The following is a 21352-nucleotide window of genomic DNA, read 5'->3' as shown; positions in this document are numbered from 1 at the left end:
GAGATGGAATTACCCTCAGTATTTATTGGAAGAAGTTTGTCGGAAAAAACCCGGCAATGGCTAAAAAGCCAACCTGTTCGTTTTATCGAACAACCGTTGTTTCGTATTCAGTTTCGCAAGCCTAAAGTCGAATTTCTGGCTAGTGTCCGCGATGAGAAAGTCAGCCTGGTTGTGACCAGTAGCTATGCAGCACATTGGCTGGCACGCTTTCGCCATCATTTTGGCCTACGGAGTCAGCATGAGGTCTTTTGCCTGAGTTCGAAACAGGAAGCTATTTTGAAGAAGACCCGAATGAAAATTCATCGTTCCAAAGAACCAAATATCTTTTCGCTAAGTGAGTTGATTGCCAGTCAGAACACGGGGCAGAAGGTGGTTTATCTGCGCGGAAACAAACCGTTGAATGATTTGTATGAGCAGCTTTTTAGTCACGGTATTCGACCAGTCGAGTTGGAGGTTTATAAGAATACTCCGATTGAGAAGTGGTTGAATCAGACTTTTGATGCCTACTTGTTCTTCAATCCCAATTCAATTGAAACATATAAAGCCTCCGGAAATTTCCCCGCTCCCAAAGGGCAAATTATGGCTGTTGGAGATAGCACAGCGATGATGGCCTGGAAGGTTTTTCCGAATGAGGTTAATGTTTCAAGAGAGCAGGAAGAACTATCGTTTGTGCAATTCTCGATTGACCGGTTACAAAAGAAATTGAGTGAGCCGGAATTCAAAGGAATGGTGACAGATTGATATTATTTGAGGGGATATTTCTGTTCTTTTGAAAAGATAATTGCTTTTTACAGTTCAGCACAACCAGCCAGCATTTGGTTTGTTATAATTTGAATGATGCGTACAATTTCCATATTAGGTGTTGGTTGGTTGGGTTTACCTTTAGCCCGAAAGTTGATCAGTAATGGTTATAAAGTGAAAGGTTCTGTAACGTCCGAAGGGAAGATGGAAATGTTGCAACAGACAGCAATTTGGCCTTTTCAACTGTTGCTGACAAAGGACGGTCTTCGGCTCGATAATCCGGCTTTTTTTGATACTGATGTATTAATTATTTCAATTCCTCCTCGTCGTACGGCGGACGTTGAAGAAGTTTTTCCGGCACAGATTAAACATTTGATCCGCAGATTGGAGCAGGCCGAAGTGAAGAAAGTGATTTTCATTTCGTCAACTTCGGTTTATCCGGAAACTTCAGGAGTTGCGAAGGAAACGGATGTTTTATTGCCTGAGAAAGCTTCGGGAAAGGCCTTGCTGGATGCTGAAAACCTGTTTCGGTTGAACCATCATTTTAAAACGACCATTATTCGCTTTGGAGGATTGATTGGAGCCGATCGTAATCCGGCCCGGTTTTTAAGTCGCAAGTCTCCCGCTGTTAGTGGAAGTAAACCGGTGAACCTGATTCATCAGGATGACTGTATATCTATTATAAAGGAAATAATCAGGCAGAATGCCTGGGGCGAGACATTTAATGCTTGTTGCCCTGAGCATCCTTCGCGAAAAGATTTTTATATGAAAGCCTCTGCGGTTTCGGGTATTCCGGCTCCTCGTTTTTCGGATGAACCAGAACCGTATAAAATTGTCGATAGCAGCAAATTAATCAGATACCTTGACTACCGGTTCAAATATCCCAGTCCGCTGAGTTACCTCGTTGCTGAGTTTTAAGGACCGTCCAAAAACTGAAACTTCTTTGTTTTTAGCTTATAACTTGTTTGATCGATCCAGGTGGAATGATCATTCCGTATCGATTTTAGGGACAGGTCACGGCGATGCGAAGTTGTAACCTGTTATACTTTGTAACCTATCGATCAGGCGGAATGTGATTTACCCTTGCCTGGTGATGAGATCTTGGCTCTGAAGATCTACACTGGCAAACATTACCAAGACAGACAGCACCAGATCGAGTGCCGGAACAAAATCCATTGGTAATTAAATAGTAGGCATTGGACGCGAAAAAAAGTTGTTTTGCGAATCGCAGCCCGACTTACGGTTTCGGCGATTTTTCAAATCAACAACACTTCAGTATATTTCAGATTTCCTGTCTGAAAATGACTTTGCTATGCCGGTAGTTATGCGTTATGGAAAGCTATGTAAATCCCGTTTGCGATAACGGTAGAGCTGGTTTGTAGAATATTATCCGTCTGAAAAACAAGGCTCTAAAATCAGACTGCTTTGTCCTCTTTGCATTTTTGGCTTATTTTTAATAATTATAAATTACAGCTAGGAGTTCATTTTGTTATCTCTAGATAGCAAAATGAATGTTTTTCTGTCTACTTTTGTTTGCATAAATAGAGTAAAAGGATGGAAAACCTGCTTCAGATACACCAGTCATTGACCGATACTCCCAAAGAGTTCCTTCGCAGGGGACTAATGGATGAGATTGATTGGACTGAACGTTTAATCTGTATTAAAGGCTTCCGTGGCGTGGGTAAAACCACTTTCCTATTAGACATTGTTAAGGAACGATTCAGCGATGACAAATCCTGTTTATATGTCAACCTGAATAACTTTTATTTTACGAAGCGAAAGATTTACAATTTCGCTGATGAATTCTACAAAAAAGGTGGCAAGGTTCTTATTCTCGATCAAATTCATAAGTATCCGGAATGGGATTCAGAACTCCGCGATTGCTACTACAATTTCCCTGGACTTCAGATTATTTTTTCATCATCGCCTGTATTGAGGGTTATTGAAGGGCATGATGAACTGAAAGGGTTAGTTCGGGTTTATCATTTGGTTGGATTGTCCTTTCGCGAATACCTGAACTACAAAGGACAATGTAATTTCCCGACCTATAAATTGGAAGATATTTTAGTCCACCATCGAGAGATTGCAGCCGAGATTACCAATTCAGTAAAACCACTGGCCTATTTTAATGAATACCTGCAAACCGGTTATTATCCTTATTTCCTGAACAGCAAAATGTTTTATTTCGAATCATTGCTGAAGCATGTTAATCTGGCGTTGGAAATTGATGTGACTTATCTGAACCAAATTGAGTTGAAATATTTACCAAAGCTTCGCAAGCTCCTGCAAATTATTTGTAGTCAGGTTCCTTTTTCACCCAATGTGAGTAAACTAAGTACCGATGTGGAAACATCGAGAGCAACCATTATGAATTATTTGCGCTACCTAAAAAATGCGCGACTGATAAACTTGCTATACTCGAATGGTGATGAGGATCAGTTGAAAAAACCCGACTTGGTATATGCACATAATACCAATATTTTATATGCTGTTGATCCGGAAAATATCAATAACCGGAATCTTCGGACCACTTTCTTTTACAATCAGGTCTATACCAAGCATGTGGTTAAAAGTTCTGCTAAGGCTGATTTTAAGGTAGAAAATAAGTACGATTTTATCGTTGGCGGTAAATATACGGAGCCAGTTGATAACGAAAGTTATGCTGCCGCCGATATGATTGAAGAGGGCAGGGGGAATACTATTCCACTTTGGCTCTTTGGTTTTTTGTATTAGAAATTGAGAATTGAAAATAAAATAAATCTAAAAATTAATTTGAATAAAAATGGCAAAGGAAAAAAAGTTTATTACATGTGACGGAAACTACGCAGCAGCGTATATGAGTTACATGTTTAGTGAAGTTGCCTGTATCTACCCAATCACACCATCATCAACGATGGCTGAATATGTAGATGAATGGGCTGCAAAAGGAAAGAAAAACTTGTTCGGACGTCCGGTACGTTTGGCCGAAATGCAGAGTGAAGCTGGTGCAGCCGGTGCTGTTCACGGTGCGTTGCAGTCAGGTGCTTTGACTTCAACCTATACTGCATCTCAGGGATTATTGTTGATGATCCCTAACATGTATAAAATTGCAGGCGAGTTATTGCCTACAGTATTCCACGTTAGTGCCCGTGCATTGGCATCTCATGCATTATCAATTTTCGGTGATCACTCTGACGTGTACGCTGCCCGTCAAACTGGTTTCGCGATGTTGGCTGCAGGTTCAGTACAAGAAGAAATGGACTTGGCTGGTGTTTCTCACCTGGCTACATTGAAGTCTCGTGTACCTTTCATGTCTTTCTTCGACGGATTCCGTACGTCTCACGAAATTCAAAAAATTGAATATTTGGATCAGGAAGATATCCGCCCATTGGTTGATATGAGCACAATTGAAGCATTCCGTAACGGAGCTTTGAATCCTGAAAAACCAGTAACTCGTGGTACTGCTCAAAACCCTGATATTTTCTTCCAGGCTCGTGAAGCTTCAAACCCATTCTATGATGCAGTTCCTGATATCGTAGAAGGTTACATGGCTGAAATCAGCAAATTGACTGGTCGCGAATATCACCCATTCACCTACTATGGTGCTGAAGATGCTGAAAACATCGTTATCGCTATGGGGTCTGTAACTGAAACAATTAAAGAATCTATCGACTATTTAGCTTCTCAAGGTAAAAAAGTTGGTTTGTTGTCAGTTCACCTGTATCGTCCGTTCAGTGCTAAATATTTCATGAACGTATTGCCTAAATCGGTAAAACGTATTGCTGTTCTTGACCGCAGTAAAGAGCCGGGAGCTAACGGCGAACCACTGTATCTGGATGTTAAAGACTTGTTCTACGGAAAAGAAAATGCGCCTGTTATCGTTGGTGGTCGTTATGGTTTAGGTTCAAAAGACACTACTCCATCTCAAATTTTGGCCGTTTACGAAAACTTGGAAATGGCTGAGCCTAAAAACGGTTTCACATTGGGTATTGTTGATGATGTGACATTCAAGTCATTGCCATTGAAAGAAGAAATCAAAATTTCTCCTGAAAACATCTACGAAGCTAAATTCTATGGTTTAGGTTCTGATGGTACGGTAGGTGCAAACAAAAACTCAATCAAAATCATCGGTGGATCTACTGACAAATCTTGTCAGGGATACTTCGAATATGACTCAAAAAAGTCAGGTGGTTTCACCTGTTCTCACTTGCGTTTTGGCGACAGCAAAATCCGTTCTACCTATTTGGTAACAACGCCTGACTTTGTTGCATGTCACGTTCCTGCTTACATCAACTTATACGACGTATTAAAAGGGTTGAAAAAAGGTGGTTCATTCCTGTTGAACTCTATCTGGGACGAAGAAGAAACTAAGAAACGTTTACCAAACAGCATGAAACGTTACTTGGCTAAAAACGAGATCAAATTCTATATCATCAACGGTACTAAGTTGGGTGAAGAACTTGGTTTGGGAACTCGTACCAATACAATCATGCAATCGGCATTCTTCAAAATTACCGGTGTAATTCCTTACGAACAAGCTGTTGAAGAAATGAAGAAAGCCATCGTAAAATCGTATGGTAACAAAGGAGAGAAAATTGTAAACATGAACTTTGCTGCAGTTGACGCCGGTGGTGTTAATGTTGTTGAAGTTGCTGTTCCTGCTGAGTGGAAAGAAATTAAATTGGAAGAAGAAGCTGCTGCCACTGACCGTCCTGAATATATCAGCAAATTTGTTGATGTAATCAACGCTCAAAGAGGTAACGACCTTCCTGTTTCTACATTCCTAGGATACGAAGACGGTACATTCGAGCAAGGTACTTCTGCTTTCGAAAAACGTGGTATCGCTGTTAACGTTCCTGAATGGCAAGCTGACAACTGTATCCAATGTAACCAATGTGCTTACGTTTGTCCTCACGCTGCTATTCGTCCATTCTTAATGGATAAAGCAGAAATTGAAGCTGCTCCTGCCGGAACAGAAACCCGTGTAGCTACACCATCTAAACAATTCGATGGTTTGAACTTCCGTATTCAAGTATCAGTTCTCGACTGTACTGGATGTGGTAACTGTGCCGACGTTTGTCCTTCAAAACAAAAAGCTTTGGAGATGAAGCCTCTCGGAACACAAGAAGATCAAGTGGCTCGTTGGGACTATATGTCTAAAAACGTGACTTACAAAGAAACGGTTGTTGACAAAAACAAATCGGTTAAAAACTCACAGTTTGCTCAACCATTGTTCGAGTTCTCCGGAGCTTGTGCCGGTTGTGGTGAAACTCCATATGTGAAACTGATCACACAATTATATGGTGAACGTATGATGGTTGCTAACGCTACAGGTTGTTCTTCAATCTATGGTGGATCTGCTCCTGCTACTCCATATTGCAAACACAATGAAAGCGGACACGGACCAGCTTGGGCGAACTCACTTTTCGAAGACAACGCTGAATATGGTTTCGGTATGTCAGAAGGTGTGAACGCACAACGCGACCGTATCGAAAGCGTAATGACTGAAGCGATTGCTGCCGGTGTTAGCGCTGCTGAAGCTGAAGCTTTCAACGCCTGGATTGCTGCCAAAGATGATGGTAACGCAACCAAAGAAGTGTCTGCAAAAGTAATGGAAGTATTAGCCGGTAACGATGCTGAATATGCAAAAACAATTGTTAGCCTGAAGCAATACCTGTTGAAGAAATCAGTTTGGGTATTCGGTGGCGACGGTTGGGCATACGACATCGGTTACGGTGGTGTTGACCACGTATTGGCTTCTGGTGAAGATGTAAACATTTTGGTTATGGATACCGAGGTTTACTCGAACACAGGTGGCCAGGCATCTAAATCGACTCCGGTTGGTGCGGTTGCTAAATTTGCCGCTTCAGGTAAGAAAATCCGCAAAAAAGACTTGGGTATGATGGCGATGTCTTACGGTTACGTTTATGTAGCTCAGGTTGCCATGGGTGCTAACCAGGGACAATACCTGAAAGCGTTGCGCGAAGCTGAGGCTTACCCAGGACCATCTTTGATTATTGCTTATTCTCCTTGTATTAACCACGGTTTGCGTGCAAGCATGGGTAAATCTCAAGATGAAGAGAAAAAAGCTGTTGAAGCAGGTTACTGGTCAATGTACCGTTACAACCCAATGTTAGAAGCAGAAGGTAAAAACCCATTCGTATTGGATTCCAAAGAACCTGATTGGAGCAAGTTCCAGGCATTCTTGAATGGCGAAGTACGTTATACTTCTTTGAAGAAATCGTTCCCTGAGCAAGCTGCTGAATTGTTTGCTGCTGCTGAAGAAAATGCAAAATGGCGTTTGGCTGGTTACAAGCGTTTGGCTGCAATGGACTTCACTGCTGCAAAAGAAGAAGCTTCTGCAGAATAAAAAAAAACCGTTTATTATATAGCAAAAGCCACTGTCCGAAAGGATGGTGGCTTTTTTATTGGCCTGTGCAGGCTCGGTTTACGGGAGTTTTCGAAAGCTGCCCTTATTCCCCGATATACTCCTCACGGTCCATATCATTCACTGTTTTAGCAAGCTTTTTACATTTGAGGAAATGGCAGCGAAAGGCGAGAAAATGGTCGCGAAAGTGGAGGAAATGGTTGCTAACGATGAGGGAAACATTGCTAAAGACGCGAACAAGGCGAATACAGCCGGGTAAGAGTCTGCCAAACGAGCGAAAAGGTCCACTGAAGCAGGGGAACAGGCAGCTAACGAAGCGGAAGTTATTGCGAAAGTGGAGGAGAGCCTTGCCCGGGGGGAGGAAATGCCTGCTCAGGAAAAGTAAGTGTCTGCTATGCCTGCGGAAAGGCCAACGAGAACCGGTGGAAATGACCGGAAGAATTATTTGTCTTTATATTGGGGCATAGAATGATTAAATGATCGTGCGATGAGTGTTAAATTTTCTTATTGATAGCATGAATTTTGATTGGGTATCTAAATGTCAAAATTCATTTGTTGCTATATTTGAACAATCACTAACGTTTAAAACTATAAAAAGATGTCAAAAAAAGCCGTTTTAGATTTATTGGACAAAGGTGCCGATGACAGACAATTTCGTGTGAAGTACGATAACACTTTTTCAGAGGAAAAATTTGTAGAACTTGCCAAAGAAGATGGTTTCGATTTTACAGTAGAGGAGCTGAAAGAGGTGTTGCGCGAAAACAGTGATTCGTTTGATTCGTACGGCAACCCTCCTAAAAAAGGAATTTGGGTATAAGACTATTTCACTGATCATTTAACGTTGCTCATTGGAGTTCGTGTTCCGGTGCTTCGTCTGGATTAAGTGAAAAGGCTTCTACAATAGCTTGAAAAATGCTAAAACAAAAGCCACAATTTATCGGATTGTGGCTTTTGCTTTTTTTAAGGTGAAATGAAGGTTTACCAAACCAGGTTGCTGCCTAAAAGTTTCGCGGCATCCAGGTTGGCATTCTCAATTGATTTGAAATGTTTGTAAGTTCCCACCTTTAACTCGTAGATAGCGTGTTCGTCGCATACAATCATGCCCTTGGGGTGCAACTGCAGCGCGCTGATGGTCCACATGTGGTTTACACCTTCTTCCACGGCATGTTTCAGCGCCCGGGCTTTATTCAGCCCGTTAACGATGATCAATACTTCTTTCGCATCCATCACGGTTGCTACGCCAACAGTCAATGCTAATTTGGGCACTTTATTGACGTCGTTTTCGAAGAAACGCGAGTTGGCAACAATGGTGTCGTAGTTCAATTCTTTGTCGCGGGTACGCGATGCCAGCGACGATCCCGGCTCGTTAAAGGCAATATGCCCATCAGGACCAATACCTCCAAGGAACAAATCGATGCCGCCAACTTCCTTCATTTTAGCTTCGTATCGGGCGCATTCTTCTTTCAGGTTCTCCGGATTTCCGTTCAGGATGTTGACATTCTCAGCCGGAATATCAATGTGGCTGAAGAAATTATCCCACATGAAAGTGTAATAGCTCTGCGGGTGTTCTTTGGGAATGCCCACGTATTCGTCCATATTGAAGGTGATGACGTGCTTAAAGCTCACAACCCCGATTTGATGCAGTTTGATCAGTTCTTTGTAAACACCCAGCGGTGATGATCCGGTTGGGAGGCCCAGTACAAATGGTTTTTCGGCTGTTGGCACAGCTAATTGTATTTTTCGGGCAATATAATTGGCTGCCCATTTCGACAGCTGCTCGTAATTTTCCTGGATAATCAGTCTCATCTTTCGTTTTTTAATTTTTTGGTCGCTAAATGTAATTGCTGTACTACACGTTCTCCCAGTTTTGTTTTACGCTCGATATGATGAAGAATTTCTTTTACAAAGTCGTTTTCTTCGAATTTGCCTCGAACGCTTTCAAAATCGCGTTGTTTTATTTGTTTGTCGCCATCAATTCCGAATCCGGTCATTACATCGATTCGGAACTCTTTGCGGGCATCGTCATACAGCATCTGATCCATCTCCACAACACTTTCCCGCCAGGTCTTTACAACAGTAATTAATTCATCAATCGAGAAGTTAGTAATTGGTTTTCTCAAATAGTGTTCAATGAACTGGGCAGTCCAGTTCCATTCGTATTCATAATAGTTAGCATGCAGTTCCCTGAATTTGTGATCGATCTCAACCAAGCTGGTTATCTCTTCCCGTTCAATTCCTTCCATCAATTTTACAATTTCATTCTTGGGAGCAATTAATCCGGCAAGATCAATCCAATCGCCCAGACCTATTTTACTTGTTGGCTTCAAGTAATGGGTAATTTCTTCAGGAGAATGCAGATGACCTTTATTTAAGCGGGTAATAATGGAGTTGCCGATAAATTTCATGATGGCCATATGATAGAGTTTCAGCCCCTTTAGAAGGGCGTCGCGCTTAATCTTCGTGTTATTATATGAAAATACGTCGGTTGTTTCTCCGGATATTTTCTGAATTTGATGTAAGATCCGGATGGCATGATCCATTTTCTGAATGGTAAACGGACTCAGCAGGTTGAAATTGATACAATCCAGTTTGTGCGGGTCTGATCGTTTATCACGTTTCGGCCATTTCAATACATCGCGGATTGTTCCGACACTTCTTAAGTTTACACCGGGAACCAACCAACTCTCGTCATTATTTTCGATGAGGTAGGAGAAAGGCATATCCGAAGTGTCAGAGTTTTTATAGTGACGCCCCATGACAAGGGTGAACGCCCCAATTCGGGCCGGCCATAACAAATAGGAATCGCTGGTGGTTTTTGTACCGCGTTCAGCAATTCCGTGATGAATCGGTCCCAACTTGTACATGTGGTTACTTTGGTTCGATCCACTTCCGGCATTACAGAATGAGAACATGCCGGCAATTAATAAGGTCGATTTGTGGTGTGTAACTGTGTACGGACCTCCAAAAACAGCACAGGCCTCGCCATGAAATCCCTGGCAGTTCGCAAAGAACAGTGAATGCTGAGCCGAATACTGCGCTCCGAGGGTACAGCCTTGTCCAATAAAACAGTCTGAAATTATTGCTCCATCGGAGATCTCAGAACCTGACGAAACGATGAAGTTCTTCAAATTGGCGTCGTGCCCGATTAACACCGGTGCTGATTGGTTGGAGTTGATTGTACCATTCTCCAGAACACTGGCTCCGTTAATCAGGGTATATGCTCCAATCTTTACATTCCGGATCTCGCGGCAGTTGAAAATGCGTGTATTGGTGCCTATCACACCTTTGTCTGAACGGATTGACCGGCAGTAGCTGTCAATCATCGTTTCAAGCTTGCAAACAACCTTATGGCGGTGTTTGTAAAAAGCAAGCATATAGGCTAAATGAGCCGATAGTTCGTCGAAAATAACAACCTTTCGTCCGCCTGTTTCGTCCAGCACTTCAACCTGAGTACCGTTACCAAATGAGCTGGTGCCATCTACAGCGCAAATATCTGAATTGTCAATGACGACACCATCTTCAATGTTGTAATTGGCAATATAGTTTTTAATGTGGTTGATGTAGACATTGTTTCCAATGACACAATTATGCAGGTGTGCGTGATAAATACCACATTTCTTTTTAACACCCCCATATAATTCAATCTCCGCATTTTGAACGCCAATGCGAATACTACCGCTAAATTGCGTGTTGCTATAGCGGCTCGGATCAAATTCAGTCGCAATTCGAACAGCGTCCCAATTGTCGGCCGTACAGCATTGTTTCTCGAGAATTTCGATCTCTTCGCCGGTAAGCGAACGATACAGTTGTTTTTTCATCATTAAGCGTGTTTCAATGTTGCCAGATAGTCAAAGTGATTACCATGATCAAATGTCTCAATTTTCAGACCAGCATTTTTAGCTTCTTTGGCCAGATTATCACGATCCAGGTACAACCACGGAAATTTATTTCCTCTACTTCCGTTGTATTCTGTCTGATAGGTTAGTTCACCGTAGTAATCAGATGCGTTAAGATTGACTAACGCAGACCCATCCTCCTCCATGTAAAGATAAATTAAATCTGATGAATCGATCAGGATTTGTCCGCCGGGATTGAGTAGCTTTTTAAGATGTAACAGGAATGGATTGAAATTCTGAAGTGTTCCGGCTATTCCTGTTCCGTTCATCAACAGCAATATGGTGTCAAATTTTTGAGAAGCAAATTGGAAAAGATCCTGGTGAACGACAGTTTTCAGTTTTCGATCTTTTAGTACCTGACAACAGAGTGCCGATTGTTCAAGCGCGGTAACCTCAAAACCTTTTTCCTGCAAGTATACACTGTGGCACCCGGCACAGGCACCGACATCTAAAATCTTACCCTGTGCTTTTTCCAATGCTAATCGCTCAAGTTTTGGCATTTGTTTGAATGAGCGGAAGAAATAGGAAGGATTAACCAAATCAGGATCGAACCCATCTGCATAGATAGTCACAGGTGAGTCAATTCGTTTAAAATGGAAATTATGAACTGCTTGTCCAATTGGATCGGATGATAACATGTTTAAAAATTAAAGGCTATTTCAAATTCAATATTGAAGCCTCAAATTTAAAACAAGTTTCTTTCTTTTGAGAATAAATGTAAAATCCTTCAAACTCTCCTTCACCAATAATGACAATGCGTAAATCAGGAAAGTTGCGGGAAATTGACTTGATATCATCCAATTTAATATTTTCCTTTTGAAGCCAACAGGACGTATTGAATTCCCCCAGCCTTAAACGACGACCTAATACTTCAGCTTTTTTGAAGATTTCAAGCGAAGAAATATAATCGATATACTTAAATTGATCCATAATGTAGTCCCTTCAACGAGATACAAGTTACGGCAAAATCGTGTTTGAAAAATGGAAAAAGTGAAAAATTTTACGAATGAATGCAAAACGAATAGGGAAACGCTGTTTTGACTGGACAAAAGAAAAGCGCCCCAGTTGGAGCGCTCATCGTTTAAAATCTAAACCCTAGTGTGAATGTCACATAGTTATTTTTGTAATCTAACTTAGCCATTGGCGAAGTTACACCACTTGGAACCTCGTAAAGCTCCAGGTAGTTTGTATTGTCAATGTGTTTGTAGGCTGCGTCGAAAAAGAATCCGCCACTTTTGATACCAAATCCGGCAGAGTAAGTGTGGGTGTCCGAGTTGGCGTTCATTTGTGTTGTTCCAAAGGCGTTTGTATTATATGCACTTGGGAAATACTCATATCCGCCTCGCAAACTGAAGAGATTGTTCACGCGATATTCGCCGCCGACCCTCAGGTTGCCAACAGCTTTGTATGCGTCCTTAATATCCATATTTTCGTCGTAGAAATCGTACCCGTCGCCACCATCTCTCAGTTTCATTGTTGAGTAATCAACGTATTCGTAATCAACACTGATCAACCCGGATTTCCCAATTACATAGGCGGCACTTAAAACGGCTTTCAATGGAGTTTCCATTTTGTAGTCGTAATCTCCGTATGGTGAATAGCTTGTTGTTTGATAGTTGTTATATCCACCTTGGTCATTCAGGTAATCGACATCTGAATACATGCTATTGTCATAACTGTCGTGCAAGTCATAGAATGTTGGCGTATGGAAAGCCACGCCCAGACGCAATTGATCGATGGGTTTGAAAATAGCGCCAAATTTAAAATTGAATCCGGAACCGGTTGTTCTCAAATAGGAGTTGAAATCATATTCATTCAGGTAACGATTGAAGTCGTTGTTGCCTTGGTAATCAATGTTGTACTCTGTTAAAGTGGTTGTTTCTTTAAAGTATACATCGTGGATGCCAATGGTGGCACCTAAATACACTTTATGGTTGAAATTAGCGGCAAAAGAAATTGTGTACTCATCTAAACTTCCTTTTTGTGAAAATGATTTCCGCTGATCGTGTGGGAAATTCGTCAAATTACCCGGATCATTATGATCGACAAGCATGTCGTGGTAATAAGTCTTACTTGGGTCGCCGTCGTAATAATAAATCACATCAGCTCCGTAGTCGTCAGATGGATCATAGGCAGCTAAAGCTTCATAAAAAGGATCCAGATTCCAGGGATCGGTTCCATCCGAATTAACCGCAAATTGGTCCATCATGGAAGAAGTTGCCCCGCGACCCACAACCAATTGCTTCACATTGAAGTTATTCATCCGGTTATAACCAAGGCCCATACTGAAACTAACCAATGAACTGGTACTGTTTGGTGCTGATGGAAAAGTAACCACATAACCAATGCTGGGTACACTCAGATTAAACTTGGAATCGGAGGAATTGGTTCCTAAATAATTTGCATCGACAGCAGTTTTACCTATCTGCGTCGTAAGTACAAATTCACTGCTTCTATATAAGCCCATTCCGGCAGGATTGATACTTGATGAAGTGAAATCTCCACCTAATGCTCCAAAAGCATTACCCATGGCAGTTGATCGGGCTGTTCCCTGAATTCTAACATCTGACAGCCGTAAAGCATCTACCATATTCTGAGCAAAGGCTGTTGACACAGCTGCCAGAAACATGAGTGTATAAAGAAATTTTTTCATAATTATCTTAAATTTATGAGCTAATTATTCTATCGCTTAGTGAAAAAGACTTATCGACGGCCGCTGCCTCTGCTGCTACCGGATGAACTCCTTGAGCTGCTTCCTGATGATCCTGAAGAGCTCCTTGAACTGCTTCCTGACGAGTAGGAAGACCTACTAGAACTACTGCTTCCTGACGAACGGTAGGTTGATGAACTACCGGAAGAACGATAGGCCGGACTACTGCTTCGTGAGGGAGTGCTGTAACTGGATGATCTGCTAGGCGTACTCGAACTGGAACCTTTCTGGTAAGTCGATTTCGTGCTGTAAGTACTTCTGTAAGTCGACCTTTGCTGATTGTTATTTGTTGTTGCAGGTTTCGAATATGAAGAACCTGATGATGATTTGTATGAACTGTTGTTATAGCTCGAACGCGTTACAGTACGTGGCTTCGTATAACTAGGTGTGTAAGTCCGGGTTTGACTCGGCGCAGTATACCTGCTTCCATTTGTCGAACTACTGGTCGCTGCACTGCGAGTTTGCGTTCCTTGCCTTACTGCCGGAGTTTGACTAGTCCCAATGTTTCCGGTATAACTTCTGTTTGTTGAAGAAATACTTCTTCTTCCGGTTGAACTTACTCCATTGGTTGAGGCATCACGACGTTTGTCCATGATAGTAGCACTTTTGGTTGTTAAACTACCAGTTCTAGTAGTTGTTCCTGAAACAGAACGTCTCGATGTGGTGGTTCCGGCTACTGCGCTTCTATTTGAAGGACTAACTGTTGTTGACGACCTTCTGCTTGTAACGGTGTTCGAATTTCTACTTCCATAGTTTCTGCTTACAGTTCCGTAGTTTGAACGACGGTGTCCATAACTGTAGTTGTCACTGTTATAGATCGGATAGGAAGGACCATGACCGTAATATGGGGGATAATATCCTCCCCAGTAGCCGCCTCCCCAATAACCGCTACCCCAGTAGCCACCACCCCAGCACCAGGAATTACCCCAATAACCTCCGTAAGGATAACCCCATCCCCATCCAAAGCTAATGCTCCAACCAGGAGAATACCAGTAATCGTAGTAGAAAGGATCGTAGAAATAGGGATCATAGTACCAGCTGTATGGCGAATAGTAGCCATAGCGGTGGAATCGATTTATACGATAACTAAAATCCAGATCATTCGAATCGTAATAGTTATTAATGATATAATTCACATTATCATCATTCTCCAACGCTGTCGTATCAGACTCAACTAATTGCATGCCCGACATGTCGTAAAGATGCATGTCTGCATCCGGATTATCAGTGGTAAATACGTGGTTGGTATAGGTTTGATCTCCCGAATCGGTAATGCTTTGTTCTTGCATGACAAGCGGTGCAGCTTTTGAATTCTGCATGCTTTGATCAACAGGAACCGGGTCTACAACAACCGGTGGAGGTACATCTCCGGGAGTGAAATAGATATCATCGTACCGATCGGTTACATAGGTCCCGGTGGTACAAGCACCAAGTAATAGTGCCAATGCCGAGATAAGTGTAACTTTTGCTTTCATAACTAACCCTCCTGTAACTTTTAAGAATAAATTTATTTACTTTGTAGCCTCAAATATTGCACTACAAATAAAACAAATACCATACCAAATCAAAAGAAATGGCCAAAGAATTAACTCTTCGAGGGGAGAATTACTCGCAATGGTACAATGAGCTTGTTGTTAAGGCTGATTTAGCCGAAAATTCAGCAGTTCGCGGTTGCATGGTAATCAAACCTTACGGATATGCAATCTGGGAAAAAATGCAAGCAGAGTTAGACCGAATGTTTAAAGAAACAGGACACGTAAATGCTTATTTTCCCTTGTTTATCCCCAAATCATTTTTTAGTAAAGAAGCTGACCATGTTGAGGGTTTTGCCAAAGAGTGTGCCGTTGTCACCCATTACCGATTAAAAAATAGTCCGGACGGAAAAGGAGTTGTTGTTGACCCGGATGCTAAGCTTGAAGAAGAACTAATTGTTCGACCAACATCAGAAACCATTATCTGGAATACGTATAAAAATTGGATTCAATCTTATCGGGATCTTCCAATCCTTTGTAACCAATGGGCAAATGTTGTGCGCTGGGAAATGCGTACCCGCTTATTCCTGCGTACCGCTGAATTTTTATGGCAGGAAGGTCACACGGCACATGCGACAAAAGAGGAGGCTCTGGAAGAAACAGAACGCATGGTGAATGTGTATGCCGACTTTGCGGAGCAGTTTATGGCAGTTCCGGTTATTAAAGGTTCTAAATCGGAAAATGAGCGTTTTGCAGGAGCACTGGAAACCTATACCATTGAGGCATTGATGCAGGATGGAAAAGCTTTGCAATCGGGTACCTCACACTTCTTGGGACAAAACTTTGCAAAAGCGTTCGATGTGAAGTTTGCGACCAAGGAAGGGAACGAAGATTACGTATGGGCAACCAGCTGGGGCGTTTCAACCCGTTTAATGGGGGCCTTGGTGATGGCTCACTCCGATGATAATGGATTGGTTCTTCCTCCTAAATTGGCTCCTTACCAGGTTGTTATCGTTCCGATTTATCGGAAGGAAGATCAACTGAACGAAATCAATGCGAAAGTTGATGAAGTTGTTAAGAAACTGAAAGCCCGAGGCATTTCAGTGAAATACGATAATTCCGACAATAGAAAACCGGGTTGGAAGTTTGCTGAATACGAATTGAAAGGTGTGCCTGTTCGTTTAGGAATAGGACCGCGCGACCTTGAAAACGGAACTGTTGAAGTTGCCCGTCGTGATACCTTAACGAAGGAAGTTGCCCAATTAGAAAACATTGATCAGTTTGTGGCTGACTTACTGGACGACATTCAAGCCAACATTTATAAAAAAGCGTTCGACTATCGCACGGAACATACCACGAAAGTGGAAAATTATGAAGAGTTTAGAGACGTGCTCAAAAAGAAGGGCGGCTTTGTGTTAGCGCATTGGGATGGTACTCCCGAAACAGAGCAAAAGATTAAAGAAGAAACGAAAGCGACAATTCGCTGTATTCCATTCGATGGAGAAGAGGAAGAAGGAAGATGTATTTATTCCGGTAAACCCTCGAAGAAACGAGTATTGTTTGCTATTGCTTACTAACATGATTTTTCAATCCAGATAAAAGCAGTCAATATTGGCTGCTTTTCTTATTTTTAACAAAAATACCGGATATGAAAACTCCCAAAGTGAAATCCAAACAGCTGGAATCTATCGTTGTTAAGTCGAATGTCAAGCAAGCCGTCTACGAAAATACGCTGGAGGCTTTTAACTTGTTGAAAGAGGCTTTGCGTGAGTTGGTTGACGATTATTCCGCTTTTTTGAAAGAGCAGATTAGCGATGAAAGCTTACCTACTTTTCACGAAAAAGGGCCTTTTGAAGCTGAGTTTAGGCTGGCTGCCGACATGCTGCTTTTCAGCATGCACTCCAATGTTTTTGTTTTTAATCGGGAACATCCGGTGTGGAAAATAGAATATGTGAAAGATGAGCCGCTGAATTCCTATTGCGGTATTATCAATATTTATAATTTTCTATCCGACTCGTTCAAATACAACCGGATGGATGATTTGGGCTACCTGATCGCCCGAATTTTTATCAACCGGGAGAGCCATTTCTTTGTTGAAGGAAAACGACAATCGGGGGAATTGGTTAAGGATTTTAAAAATGACGTCATCAGTAAGGAGAACATCAAACAGATTTTGGATACTTCGATCAAGTATGCCATTGAGTTCGATTTGTTGGTACCGCCTTACGACCAGGTTAAAATTGCTTCGGTTGAACAGATGAAGGAAGAAATTTTTCATGCGAAAATGAGAACCGGCAAACGCGTCGGTTTTAAATTTAATTCAGACGATATTTGATATGAAGGAGACAATTGTAAAGCGTTTCATCGGATACGCAAAAGAGTACACGACATCCGATCCAGCAAGTAAAACGTTCCCTAGTACTGAACGTCAGTTGGTTTTTTCGGACAAGCTGGTTGAGGAATTAAAGCAGATTGGATTAAGTGATGTTGAAAAGGATGGGTACGGTTACGTTATGGCAACTCTGCCGGCAACAACCGACGAGAAGGCACCTGTCATCGGATTTGTGGCTCATGTCGATACAAGTCCTGATTTTTCAGGCGAAAATGTGAATCCGATTATTCGTAAGTATGACGGTGGAACCATCCAGTTAAATGAAAAGGTTGCTTTGTCGCCCGACCAATTTCCGGATTTATTAAGCTACGTGGGAGAAGAAATTATCACAACTGACGGAAGCACGCTTTTGGGGGCTGACGATAAAGCTGGCGTGGCTGAGATTGTCACTGCGATGGAATATCTGATTCAGCATCCGGAAATTAAACATGGTAAAATCCGCATTTGCTTTACACCTGATGAAGAGGTTGGAAAAGGTGCCGATCATTTCGATGTAGAGAAGTTTGGAGCCGAATTTGCTTTCACTCTCGATGGGGGTGAACGTGGTGAACTGGAATATGAAAATTTCAATGCGGCTATGGCTGTTATTACCATCCAGGGGCGCAGTGTGCATCCTGGAGCTGCGAAAGATAAAATGATCAATGCCATTCACGTGGGACAAAAGCTTGATCGTATGTTGCCATCGGAGCAGCGCCCCGAATACACGACTAATTACGAAGGGTTCTTCCATTTGCTGTCATTCGAAGGGAAAGTGGAGCAGACAAAAATGATGTACATTATTCGTGATCACGACCGTAAGCTGTTTAATAAACGCAAAGAAATGATCACACAAGCCTGTATTTTTCTGAATGACGAATATGGTGACGGAACAGTTGAACTGGAAATGGAAGACCAGTACTACAACATGCGTGAAAAGGTTGAGCCGGTTAAACATATTGTCGACTTGGCTGAGGAGGCGATGAAGGAAGTCGGCGTTGATCCTTTGATCCGTGCAATTCGCGGAGGCACTGATGGTTCTCGTTTGTCGTTTATGGGGCTGCCTTGTCCGAACATTTTTGCCGGTGGACATAACTTCCACGGACCATACGAGTATGTGCCGGTGCAATCAATGGTGAAAGCGGTTGAGGTGATTGTGAAAATTGCTGAAAAAGTAGTTGGCCAGTAACAATGATCGATACTTTCCAAACATATATCCGAGATGAAAAGCTGTTCGCTAAAACCGACAAGTTGGTGTTGGCGGTTAGCGGTGGTGCCGATTCGATGGTGTTGCTGAAGCTCTTTCAGCAATGCGATTACGAGTTTTGTGTGGCCCACTGCAACTTCAAGCTGCGCGGCGCCGAGTCGGACGGCGAGGAGGTTTTCATCCGGGATTATTGCGGAGAGCATGGCATTGAGTTATTTGTCAAACAATTTGATACCCGGGAGTATGCACAGTTGGAGGGGATTTCTATTGAGATGGCTGCCAGGGACTTGCGATACACATGGTTTGAAGAGCTGCGACAACAGTTGCAGTCCGATTACCTGGTAACAGCTCACCATCGAGACGACCTGATTGAAACCATGCTCATTAATCTCAGTCGCGGGACCGGCATCAGGGGATTGAGTGGCATTCAGGTCAAAAACGGAACTGTTATACGCCCTTTTTTGTTTGCTTCACGCGAGGAGATTCTGGCGTATGCAGAAATAAATAAATTGCCCTACAAACACGATTCAAGCAACGACGAGCTGATTTACCAGCGCAACATCATTCGTCATCAAATAATTCCGCTGTTCGAATCCATCAACCCAGCTTTTCGAAAGAATGCCGCGAAAACGGCTGCCATTTTAAAGGAAACAGCGGTAGTGTACCAACAGCGGCTGGATGAAATAAGCGTTGAAGTAAAATCTGCGGGAAAAGACCTGATTCGTTTAAATATCGAAAAGTTGAAAGCGCTTCAACCCAAACGGACCTTGTTGTTTGAGTTATTACATGGCTACGGTTTTAATAGTGAACAAGTGCAGGAAATAGCCGATGCGTTGGATGCAGAGGCTGGCAAAAGCTTTTTCAGTAAAACACACCGGCTGGTGAAAGACCGCGAAGAACTGCAGATAACCGAATTGACAGATTCGACGTCCCAGCGTTACTATATCGAAGAAGATTGTGAGACAATAAGCGAACCGATTTCGCTGCAACTGGAGACTATTGACAAAAGCCCGGCGTTTCGGTTTTCGACCAATCCGATGGTGGCCGACTTCGACCTGGCGAAGCTGCAATTTCCGCTTATTCTGAAAAAGTGGGAGTTGGGCGAATATTTCGTACCGCTCGGTATGAACAACCTCAAAAAGTTGAGTGATTTCTTTATTGACCAGAAACTTTCAATTCCCGAAAAAGAATCTACTTGGATTCTATACAGTGGCAAAAATGTAGTTTGGGTGATCGGTCATCGCATCGATGATCGTTTCAAAATAACCAAAGAAACGCAGCAGGTTCTTCACATCTCTACTATTCAATAGCATTTTCTTAATGCAGCTCCTGACAAATCTTATTATTCTAATTTTCTGGCCAATCCTTCTTCTGTTCTTTTTACGGGTTGAATGGTCCCATCCTCATTAAAGAAAAGGTATTCTGCACAAATTTGGCGTTGCCTTTTTCGGTTTGGACAGGCATCCCCGGTATCAATCCAGCGGTGATAGAACAAAAGCCACTGGCCGTTGTATTCAACAATCGAATGGTGGTTGTTGCTTTGGTGTTCCTGTTCCATAATTACACCGTGGTATTTCCATGGCCCCAGCGGTGAGTTGGAGGTATAATAGGTGAGTACCCGGTTGTCTTCGGGCATGGTATAGTAGTATATATCGTTTCGTTTGAATACCCATGGGCCTTCTCTTTTGGGTTTGTATCCGCCCATATCCATCGTTTTGAGTTCGCCTTTCACGCTGAGGAAATCATCGTTTAACACAGCCACCATATAGTCGCCACCGCCATTGAAATAGATGTAACCTGTTCCGTCATCATCGACAAAAATGCAGGGGTCGTTTGCGTAGGGGGCTCTCCAGAGAGGGGCTCCAATAGCGTCTTTAAATGGACCGGTAGGCGAATCACTAACGGCAATGCCAATGCCCATCCATTTAGTGCTGTTCTTGGGGTTCACGCGATCTTTAAATCCGGTTCCGACCGGGAAGCAAAAGTAATATTTACCGTTTTTATAAGCACAGTCGGGTGCCCAGGCAAAGTTATCGGCCCAAGACAGATCATCGACCGATAGGCAAGCGCCATGGTCAGTCCAGTTAATGAGGTCGTCGGTGGAAAAAATATGCCAGTCTTTCATCCAGAAATCTTCCTGACACTCTTCATCGTGCGAGGCGTAAATGTATAATCTGCCGTCCTTCCAGACATGAGCCGACGGATCAGCAGTTCGGATGTTACTGCCAAAGTTGAGTGGATTTTGGGCTAAAGCAACTGTAGCAATCATTACAATGAAAAAGGACAGGAGTGTTTTTGATAGTTTCATGTTGCGAATAATTTTTGGTATTCTTTGAATGTAATGGTCGTAGTATCTGATTTGATTGACTTAAGTTTATATTCTCAACTCGATACAGAGTGGTTCTTCAGTTTGCCTAATTTAGCCAAATATTTTTGTGCTATTAAGATTTTGGCGTGAATTACACGCTTTGAATGTTGTACTATTCATTTGCACTGGCTGAAAAAAAAATGATTTATCAGGTCAGCTGTCCCTTTCACTTTCCCACTAAGATGCGATTTTTCCTGGCATTTTTGAACAACTCTCCGGGGTT

The 21352-nt window shown here is 42.4% G+C and carries 16 protein-coding genes; 9 read left to right on the top strand and 7 right to left on the bottom strand.

What is annotated here, in order from left to right:
* Nucleotides 1-3 precede the first annotated feature (3 nt).
* From GJV22_RS00305 to GJV22_RS00285, 5 genes are all read left to right on the top strand, one after another.
* Entirely contained in the window at nucleotides 4-741 is a 738-nt protein-coding gene (locus GJV22_RS00305) for a uroporphyrinogen-III synthase (RefSeq protein ID WP_163707083.1), read from the top strand.
* 93 nt (nucleotides 742-834) lie between these two features.
* Nucleotides 835-1659, top strand: a complete 825-nt coding sequence (locus tag GJV22_RS00300) for an SDR family oxidoreductase (RefSeq protein ID WP_163707080.1) — start codon at nucleotides 835-837, stop codon at nucleotides 1657-1659.
* A 636-nt stretch (nucleotides 1660-2295) separates the two neighbouring features.
* On the top strand, nucleotides 2296-3474 hold the full coding sequence (locus GJV22_RS00295) for an AAA family ATPase (protein WP_163707077.1): 1179 nt from the start codon (nucleotides 2296-2298) through the stop codon (nucleotides 3472-3474).
* Between the two features lie 49 nt (nucleotides 3475-3523).
* Nucleotides 3524-7090, top strand: a complete 3567-nt coding sequence (gene nifJ / locus GJV22_RS00290) for a pyruvate:ferredoxin (flavodoxin) oxidoreductase (RefSeq protein WP_163707075.1) — start codon at nucleotides 3524-3526, stop codon at nucleotides 7088-7090.
* Nucleotides 7091-7706: 616 nt separating this feature from the next.
* On the top strand, nucleotides 7707-7925 hold the full coding sequence (locus GJV22_RS00285; RefSeq protein WP_163707072.1) for a Nif11-like leader peptide family natural product precursor: 219 nt from the start codon (nucleotides 7707-7709) through the stop codon (nucleotides 7923-7925).
* Nucleotides 7926-8086: 161 nt separating this feature from the next.
* Here the strand turns inward: GJV22_RS00285 and nagB are convergent, their stop codons facing one another.
* From nagB to GJV22_RS00255, 6 genes are all read right to left on the bottom strand, one after another.
* Nucleotides 8087-8914, bottom strand: a complete 828-nt coding sequence (gene nagB, locus GJV22_RS00280) for a glucosamine-6-phosphate deaminase (RefSeq protein ID WP_163707069.1) — start codon at nucleotides 8912-8914, stop codon at nucleotides 8087-8089.
* Entirely contained in the window at nucleotides 8911-10929 is a 2019-nt protein-coding gene (locus tag GJV22_RS00275; RefSeq protein WP_163707067.1) for a DUF4954 family protein, read from the bottom strand. The genes nagB and GJV22_RS00275 overlap by 4 nt, the downstream gene beginning before the upstream one ends.
* A complete protein-coding gene (locus tag GJV22_RS00270) occupies nucleotides 10929-11642 on the bottom strand; it encodes a class I SAM-dependent methyltransferase (protein ID WP_205461700.1) in 714 nt (237 codons plus the stop codon). The genes GJV22_RS00275 and GJV22_RS00270 overlap by 1 nt, the downstream gene beginning before the upstream one ends.
* 16 nt (nucleotides 11643-11658) lie before the next feature.
* Nucleotides 11659-11934 (bottom strand): hypothetical protein, encoded by a 276-nt coding sequence (locus GJV22_RS00265; protein ID WP_163707061.1) that lies wholly within the window; start codon nucleotides 11932-11934, stop codon nucleotides 11659-11661.
* A 151-nt stretch (nucleotides 11935-12085) separates the two neighbouring features.
* Entirely contained in the window at nucleotides 12086-13657 is a 1572-nt protein-coding gene (locus GJV22_RS00260; RefSeq protein WP_163707058.1) for an OmpP1/FadL family transporter, read from the bottom strand.
* Nucleotides 13658-13707: 50 nt separating this feature from the next.
* Nucleotides 13708-15189, bottom strand: a complete 1482-nt coding sequence (locus GJV22_RS00255; RefSeq protein WP_163707055.1) for a hypothetical protein — start codon at nucleotides 15187-15189, stop codon at nucleotides 13708-13710.
* 98 nt (nucleotides 15190-15287) lie between these two features.
* Between GJV22_RS00255 and proS the strand changes: the two genes are divergently transcribed.
* The 4 genes from proS (at nucleotide 15288) to tilS (ending at nucleotide 20071) form a co-directional block, all read left to right on the top strand.
* Nucleotides 15288-16763 carry a proline--tRNA ligase gene (gene proS, locus GJV22_RS00250; RefSeq protein WP_163707052.1) on the top strand — a complete coding sequence of 492 codons (1476 nt, stop codon included), beginning with the start codon at nucleotides 15288-15290 and terminating at the stop codon, nucleotides 16761-16763.
* 71 nt (nucleotides 16764-16834) lie between these two features.
* Nucleotides 16835-17521, top strand: coding sequence for a hypothetical protein (locus tag GJV22_RS00245; protein WP_163707050.1), 687 nt, complete (start codon nucleotides 16835-16837; stop codon nucleotides 17519-17521).
* Nucleotide 17522: 1 nt separating this feature from the next.
* Nucleotides 17523-18743: a peptidase T gene (gene pepT / locus GJV22_RS00240; RefSeq protein WP_163707047.1), complete on the top strand. Its 1221-nt coding sequence runs from the start codon at nucleotides 17523-17525 to the stop codon at nucleotides 18741-18743.
* A gap of 2 nt (nucleotides 18744-18745) precedes the next feature.
* A complete protein-coding gene (gene tilS / locus GJV22_RS00235) occupies nucleotides 18746-20071 on the top strand; it encodes a tRNA lysidine(34) synthetase TilS (RefSeq protein WP_163707044.1) in 1326 nt (441 codons plus the stop codon).
* Nucleotides 20072-20103: 32 nt separating this feature from the next.
* On the opposite strand, the gene GJV22_RS00230 is transcribed toward tilS, so the two are convergent.
* The gene (locus tag GJV22_RS00230; RefSeq protein WP_163707041.1) at nucleotides 20104-21069 is read right to left on the bottom strand and encodes a family 43 glycosylhydrolase; all 966 of its coding nucleotides are present in this window, start codon (nucleotides 21067-21069) and stop codon (nucleotides 20104-20106) included.
* Between the last annotated feature and the right edge of the window lie 283 nt (nucleotides 21070-21352).

This window comes from Mangrovibacterium lignilyticum (assembly GCF_010882175.1).
Taxonomy (GTDB): domain Bacteria; phylum Bacteroidota; class Bacteroidia; order Bacteroidales; family Prolixibacteraceae; genus Mangrovibacterium; species Mangrovibacterium lignilyticum.
This window is presented reverse-complemented; position numbering and strand designations above follow the sequence as displayed.